The sequence below is a fragment of the Microcystis sp. LE19-131.1A genome (genome assembly GCF_027532015.1).
Lineage (GTDB): Bacteria > Cyanobacteriota > Cyanobacteriia > Cyanobacteriales > Microcystaceae > Microcystis > Microcystis ichthyoblabe_A.
On record NZ_JAPZSS010000252.1, the window covers coordinates 20,769 to 28,113 of the forward strand.

The window sequence follows — 7,345 nt, forward strand, 5'->3', positions numbered from 1 at the left end:
GGGTTACTTATGACAAAATCTTCGGGCTCGATCGAATTGTGGTTCTTGCCAAGAAAAAGCAAAATGACTGATACTATCTATGGTGGGAAAAGCTAGGCGAATCGCTGCCATTTGCACTTCTAAGGAGGGACGATTGTTATAGGGTTGTCCCCATAAACCGGCTAAAGCTGGGATAACAGGAGTTTGATTTCCCCTGCTTTCTACTACTCTTTTGATCTGATTAACTACACAGGTAGTATCGTTACAATTAGCGTAGGACATGGGATGCCATTCTAGGGAAGCGGGAAAACTATCCCAAGCTTGTAAACGGGAATCAAAACCTTGATTACCCACAAGACGATTCCCATCGGGAAAAAACACTGCTCCGGCGGGAATTCCCTGACGTTCCACCAGGGCAGAAAAATAACTAATATAATCAATGACACCCTGGGCAGCATGGGCAACCGCTAGGAACCAAAGTTCTAATTTGAGGCGATCAAAACGACTTTTAACTGATTGTTTCATCTCCTCTTCTAAAGGTATTCTTCCTTGCCAGAGAGGGGCAGTTTCTTGGGGATAAAGCCGATCGGCTTCGACGATATCATCAGGGGAAATTTTGCCACGAGTCAGATAGCGATCGATTAAAAATTTGCCCTTATTATTCAATCCTCGATTAATTAAAGCTTGTCGGGATGCCGGACTAAAAATCCATAAATCTTTGACATCATCAGCAACGGAATCGACTCCTGTTCCTCTGGGATAGCGAATATAATCAAATAAAACTCCATCGGGACGACGTTGTAAAATGGCTTCTAGGAGAATTAAATAATCCTGTCGCGCTTGATTGCTGTAGGGATCGACAAAAGTTTGGGATTGATCATCGACAAAAGAGGTGCTATCTTGTCCTTTACCATTGCGTGCTAATACCTCCTGTCGATAGGGTTTTAAGCTATAAGCATAGCCAAAATTGAGGCTAAATAACCAAGCATAAACCTTTAAACCGCGTTTATGTCCCTGTTCGATTGCCTGTGCTAATAAATCGACATTTCCAGCACTGGGATTTTTAATGACGCTATCCCAAACGGTGGGATTATTGTTAGGAGGTAATAAGACTTGACCATCGGCAAAAACTTCCACATAAACTGTATTATAACCTTTGGCCACGATGCGATCAAGGATACTTTCCATCGATCCGGGACGGCTATCACAGGAGTAGAGACGTAACCAGATCGCCTGATCCTGTAACCAGTGTCGGGAACGGCAAAAGCGCAATTGTTCAGCATATTTCTGTACTAAGATGTTATATTCTTGGGGCGAGGTTTGACGGAGATTTTCTTGTTGTTGGATTTCTGATTCGGACAGTTGACAATTATCATTGACAGCGAGACTAGAGTTAATCCCTAGAGGACTAATCCAGAGGATTGTAGCGAGGAAACAAGATAGCGATCGCAGATAATTAACTTTCTTTAACATAGTTGTTCACAGCGTTTGCTATTTTTTATTGTTTTTATTTTCAGATAAATAGCCATTTTTCAGGAGAAAAGCGCTCAGAGCAGTGGGAAAGTCTGGATATTTTCCGATCACTGTATTTTCGCCATGGATATCGAGACCCCAATCGGAGTGTTTATCATAATTAGTGAGAAGAAATTGCCAAGCTTCTTCGTATTCTCCTAGTATAATTTTCTGTGCCACATAACCAGCCAAAATGCCATTAACTTCGCCTTTTTCTTTTTTAGCTAACTGAAAAGCTTTCAGCATTGCTGCTAAAGTTTTTCTTAATTCTTGGGGATATTTTCTAGTGACATCTGCTAATTTACCCTGTTGAAAAGTATAAATTTTGGAGGGAGGAAAAGAGGCAGCGTAGGAACTAAAAGCATATAAAAAAGAATTATCAACGGTAATAAATTCATAATTATTATCTCCATCTAAATCTTCAAAAGAACCACCACTACCATCTAAAAATCCCGTTTCTTCTCTAATAAATCTATCTTTTTGCCAAGTATAAATTACCAAAGATGTGCAGCAGTGAGCGCCGCCGCTATAGGTGGAGACGATAATCTCATCGATGCCATTATTATCTAAATCTCTTAATTCCACATAGCCAGATCCAAAGGCACTATACCCGCTATTTTGCTGATAAAGTTGCTCGTTATAAAAGATTTGATAAGAAACATTATTAAGATCAGAATTGTCATCAATTTTCTCGTTTAGGTCGATGGGTTGATAGCTAACTTGTACCTTAATTTTCCCCGATTTAATCACTTGATTTCTTAGGGGTTGACTGGTATCAAAATCGAGTTTAGTCACGGCTAAACTCGCGGCTGCATTGCCCAAAAATTGAGATAATAAGCAGAAAATAAAGCAAGTTTTGCTAATATCCATCGGCTAATTCCCAGAGAGAGATTAATATCAGTGTAAGTAGCTGGTTATAATTAAATTAAAAATGGATTTTAGGTTCGATCCCCCCTAGCCCCCCTTGATAAGGGGGGAAGCCGAAGGCGGGGGGATCCCCCTTAATAAGGGGGGCATCTGAAAGTTTTTAATACCCACCTACTTATCTTACTTATTTTTACCGACAATCAGCCGTTAACTTTTCGAGAAAAACTATCTATTTCAACGTTTTAACGCTCAAAACTTGGGGGGGGGTGGCATCGGGGGGATAGAGAAAATCGAGATTAACGTCGCGTCGGGCGCCGGGGGGAAGTTCTATCTGTACTAAAGCTTCTCCCTGTTGTCCTTCCCGTTGAACGAGATGGAAAAAACGTTCCTCGGTGCGTCCCAGTTCGTTACGATAGGTAACGCGCACTGCACCCCGGAAAAATACCGGTCCCTGGACGGGTTCAACAAATAGCAAGCGATCGAGATAATTATCTTCTTTAATTGGGGTTTGAATAGTCAAAGCCACCACCTGGGTTTTGCTAGTGTTGTTATATAGAGGTAAAGTCAGATAGTAGTGAACACCGTAGTTACCGTGAGCTTTAAAAGCCGTATCGGGATAACGCACTAACATGGGGGCGCTTTGAATTTGTCTGGTTCCGAAAGTAGCTGCTGTCACCGTACTTAAAGGATAGGCAAAAGCTTGACCGGGTTGAGGAATGGTGAGATTAATTCCCCCTTTGGGATCGACAATGCGGGTTGCCCATTCCGAACCGACAGAAATTCCGGCCACGCGACCATAAAAATTTCTTCTTCCAGGAGACCACTGATCAGGGGGAGTGGGGGGAAAATCGCGAGGAGCGGCTAAATCACCTCTAACTAATAGGGTACGCCATTCCTCTAGGATAGGGGGACGAAAGGTTTCTATTTCCCGATCTTCGATTTTGACTTTTTGGGGAACTTCGTAGAGGGCTAAATTAGCCATATAGATAGGGCCATCGCTGTAGAGACGCAGCAGAGTCGAGCGAGCGCTGCTTCTGGGGATAACTAGATCCAAGAGCATCCGACTTTCGCCGGGGGGAATGACGATCTGGGTGGGAAATTGGGTATCATGGCGACGACGCATGATATCGCTGGCTAAACGGGAACCGGGACCGGAAAAAACCCGGCCGTTGGGATCTTCCACCAGAGAGGGTAAATCGACAAAAGGGGCATCGGCGGAGGTGACGTAACTGACTCCTTGCAGGATGCGGATAACGAGGTTTTTGGAGGTGGGATTAGTAACGATCAGTCCCTGGTGTAGGTTGCGATTGGGATCGGTTTGACGAGCGATGTGGTGGGTGAAAACGTCAAAACGTCCTTGTAGGGGATGATTGAGATGGGCTATGGGAAAACGTTTTCCTTTACCGGGGAAAGTGGAGAGGAGAATTCCCTCTTTTTCTACCACTTCGGGACTATTGCTATTAAAAACTAGAACGTCATTTAGTTGACCGGGCAACTGACGCACTTCCTGATATTGGGTGATGAATTTCCTCTCTATCTGGGGCAGAACCGAGGCGGACTGAGCTAAAAGAATAGTGGGTAAGAAAGAAAGCATAGAGATTCCATATTTATAGGATCTAATTCAGGGTGAGTCGATGGAGAGCTGAAGTTATACGACAATATAAGCGAGTGTGTCCGGGCGATCGATAAAGAATCTTAATATATTTTTAAGGTCTGATCAAGTCCTGTCAGGGGTGATGTGAACTAGGGACGGTTTTCTGGGTGAGCAAGGGAGAATACCCCTTGCTATTGCCGATTTTAAGGGTTAAGTTGACAATGACCCGTAACTGCTCACCCTAGCTTTAAATTTCGCCGCGAATTTCTTCGACGATGCCATCTCTAAGGACGAGTTCCACATTCATTTTGGCCACTAAGTTATCGCCTTTTTCGACGCGGAAAAAGCTTTCTAGTTGTGCTTGGGCGACTTCTTGATTGAGTTCCAACAGTTGTACCTGTTGCAATTGTTGCAGATACTGGTTTTTTTGTTCGAGAAACTCACTTTTCTGTTGATTGACTTGGATTTGAATATTATCAATCTGTTGGGCAGCCGCAGGGGGTAAGGGGATCAGACTCTGACGCTGAATTTCCGCGATCGCTCTTTGGCCTTGGGTTTCTAATTGTTGAATTTGTGCATCAATTTGCACCATTTGTGCTTGTAATTGCTGTTGTGCTTCTTCTTTCCAGCGCGGAGTCACGATGACTTTAATTGTCACCGGGCGCTTCAGTAATAAACTGGTTTGTGCGTCATCCATGATTTGCTTATCCTAAAAAGGTTTTTTTGTCAAGGGTTTAGGGAATATTTGCCAGAAATATTTACTTGGCAAACATCTCGTTAATCATATCGCGATAGCGTTGCGTTACTACCGGTCGTTTAATCTTTAAAGTTTGGGTCATCATGCCGTTTTCTAGGGAAAAAGGCTCTAAAATTAACTCAAAGGTTTTAATCTGGTCATCGGTACGATAACCGGGCCGATTTCTCACCTCGCGCTTTAATTCTTGTTGGTAGAGATCTAAGACTTTTTTGCTGTAGAGATCGCTAGAAAGAATCGTGGAGCGATCGCTGTGAGGATCGGGTAAATTTAAGGATAGTTTCTGTTCTTTGACCCAATTAGCCAGTATATCAAGATTAGGCACGATCAAAGCCCCCAAAGCTTTTTGATCCTGTCCCACTAGCATGATTTGGGAGATAAAGGGACTGCGTAAACAAGCATCTTCAATCGGTTGCGGTTCGATATTTTCACCATTGCTCAAAACAATTGTATCTTTGGCCCGTCCGGTTAAGACTAAATCCCCGGCAGCGGTTAACCAACCAATATCACCGCTATCAAACCAACCATCGGGAGAAATCGCTTTTTCGGTTGCTTCGGGTTTTTTATAGTATCCCTGCATCACCTGCGGACCACGAATCAAGACTAAACCGTGTTTTTCTGTGGGTAGGACTTCTTTGCTGTGTAAATCGACAATACAGATTTCTGTCTGAAAGACGGGACGACCGGCAGACCCGCGCAGGTTATGATCGATACGACGGACGGTAGCGACGGGAGAAGTTTCTGTCAGTCCATAACCAACTAAAATCGGGATTCCCGCAATCTCATAGAAAGTATCTAGATGTCTGGCTAAGGAACCACCGCCACTAACCAAGATTTTAACTTTATTTCCCACTGCTTGGCGAATTTTGCCATAAACTAGCTTATCACCGATGGCATGGAGGGGATAGAGTAAGAGGGATTGAATTCTTGCTTTTAGTCTTTCGATCCCGGAAGCGTGAAGGTGATCAAGACTGAGATTATCGGCGATACGTTTAGCAATAACGTACTTTTCTGACTTTTCTAGAAAAAATTGCACCAATTTCTGTTTTTTAGCCGGTTGTTGACTAAATTGTTTTTGGATACCTTCGTAAAGAGATTCCCAAAGACGGGGAACTCCCACCATTAATTGCGGACTAAATTGCTTTAAATCCTGCTTAAAAGTGCGAATACTGGTATAAATCTGGGTACAACCTTGAGCTAGACTGAAATACTCACAACTGCGCTCGTAGGAATGCCATGAAGGTAGTATGCTTAAAACTCGATCGCCGGGATCCGGTTGAAAGATAGCATTTAAGTTGCGTACCTGATGCAGCAGATTACCGTGACTTAACATCACCCCTTTTGGTTGTCCCGTCGTCCCCGATGTGTAGATGAGGGTAGCCAGATCATTTTCGCCCTTGGTGATGGGTTTAAGGGTGTTCTCAGCCCCGATCGCCATTAGTTGCTTGAAATTTAAGGTCTGCACGGAAATCGCCCCAGTAGCGGGGTCTTCGTCGGTGAGCAGCACGATTAATTTTAGGGGCAATTCAGGGATTTTCGCCAGCAATTTCCCTAAAGTTTGCTTATTTTCGACAATCAGCGTCTGACTGTCACTATCAGCGAGAATATAGGCTAATTCCTCTGCATCTGCTTGAGCAGATCGTACCGCGTTGGCGGCCCCGGCTGCCATGGAACCTTGGTCGGCAATAAACCACCGGGGACTATTATCGGCAAATAAAGCGACATTTTCGGTTTCTGTGACTCCTAATGCTTGCAAAGCGGCGGCAAATTGCTGAATTTGTTGATAAAGTTCCCGATAGGTGAGAATTACTTCCGGTTTACTGTGGGGATCGTGCAGAGCGATAATATTGGGGAAACGTTGGGCAACTATTGACCAAACTTCGGGTAAAGATTGAATATTTGAATAGTCAATTAGGGTTGTCATAGCAGTAGTTATAGAGGGTTACAAGAGTAATAACATATAGATTAACCATTCGAGGCTCTTTTTGCCGGTTCCCCTAGACAGTATTTCAACAGGTATCTAATCCTGCAAAGTTAATTTCCTAGTTGAGACTCGGAGAGAGGAGACTTTTCAGTTATCGGTGAACGGTGAACAGTAATCAGGGAATGTTACTGTTACTTAATACTGCTTACTGATTACAGAAAAGGCTAACGGCTTAGATGTATAATTAATTTTGCTTAGGTACTTAATATAGTTGTAATTAGCAGAAAAAACGATGATTGCTCTATCTAAATATAATAATCTCACTCCAGAAGAATATCTTCAGTTTGAAGAAAAAAGTCCCATTAAACACGAATATATCGATGGACAAATTTACGCCATGGCAGGGACGACGGATACTCATAATATTGTTGGGGGGAATATATACACAATTGTTCGTAATCATTTGCGGGGTTCCGATTGTCGGGTTTATTTTGCCGATGTGAAAGTCAGATTAGAGAAACGCAATCACTTTTATTATCCTGATATTCTTGTCACCTGCGATGACAGAGATAGGGAAACTGCTACCTACAAAAGTTTTCCTAAATTGATTATCGAAGTTCTCTCCGATTCTACAGAAGCTTTTGACAGGGGGGATAAATTTAATGATTATCAAACTCTAGAAAGTTTAGAGGAATATGTCTTAGTGAATAGTAAA

The 7,345-nt window shown here is 42.9% G+C and carries 6 protein-coding genes; 1 reads left to right on the plus strand and 5 read right to left on the minus strand.

The window, feature by feature from the left end; genetic code table 11:
* Positions 1–3: 3 nt before the first annotated feature.
* From O9323_RS18305 to O9323_RS18325, 5 genes are all read right to left on the minus strand, one after another.
* On the minus strand, positions 4–1,452 hold the full coding sequence (locus O9323_RS18305) for a family 10 glycosylhydrolase (protein WP_149108105.1): 1,449 nt from the start codon (positions 1,450–1,452) through the stop codon (positions 4–6).
* Between the two features lie 18 nt (positions 1,453–1,470).
* Positions 1,471–2,361, minus strand: coding sequence for a hypothetical protein (locus O9323_RS18310; protein ID WP_016514631.1), 891 nt, complete (start codon positions 2,359–2,361; stop codon positions 1,471–1,473).
* Between the two features lie 226 nt (positions 2,362–2,587).
* Positions 2,588–3,952, minus strand: coding sequence for a DUF3370 domain-containing protein (locus O9323_RS18315; protein WP_288125535.1), 1,365 nt, complete (start codon positions 3,950–3,952; stop codon positions 2,588–2,590).
* Positions 3,953–4,199: 247 nt separating this feature from the next.
* A complete protein-coding gene (locus O9323_RS18320; protein ID WP_002735919.1) occupies positions 4,200–4,649 on the minus strand; it encodes a YlqD family protein in 450 nt (149 codons plus the stop codon).
* Positions 4,650–4,710: 61 nt separating this feature from the next.
* Complete coding sequence (locus O9323_RS18325) at positions 4,711–6,630, minus strand: long-chain fatty acid--CoA ligase (RefSeq protein ID WP_149106553.1); 1,920 nt, start codon at positions 6,628–6,630, stop codon at positions 4,711–4,713.
* Positions 6,631–6,922: 292 nt separating this feature from the next.
* Between O9323_RS18325 and O9323_RS18330 the strand changes: the two genes are divergently transcribed.
* Positions 6,923–7,345 (plus strand): Uma2 family endonuclease (locus O9323_RS18330; protein ID WP_288125536.1); only part of this gene is annotated, 423 nt, incomplete at its 3' end.

Coding starts and splice junctions, on each gene's coding strand:
- O9323_RS18305 (WP_149108105.1), bottom strand. CDS start 1,452: ATGTTAAAGAAAGTTAATTATCTGCGATCGCTATCTTGTTTCCTCGCT.
- O9323_RS18310 (WP_016514631.1), bottom strand. CDS start 2,361: ATGGATATTAGCAAAACTTGCTTTATTTTCTGCTTATTATCTCAATTT.
- O9323_RS18315 (WP_288125535.1), bottom strand. CDS start 3,952: ATGCTTTCTTTCTTACCCACTATTCTTTTAGCTCAGTCCGCCTCGGTT.
- O9323_RS18320 (WP_002735919.1), bottom strand. CDS start 4,649: ATGGATGACGCACAAACCAGTTTATTACTGAAGCGCCCGGTGACAATT.
- O9323_RS18325 (WP_149106553.1), bottom strand. CDS start 6,630: ATGACAACCCTAATTGACTATTCAAATATTCAATCTTTACCCGAAGTT.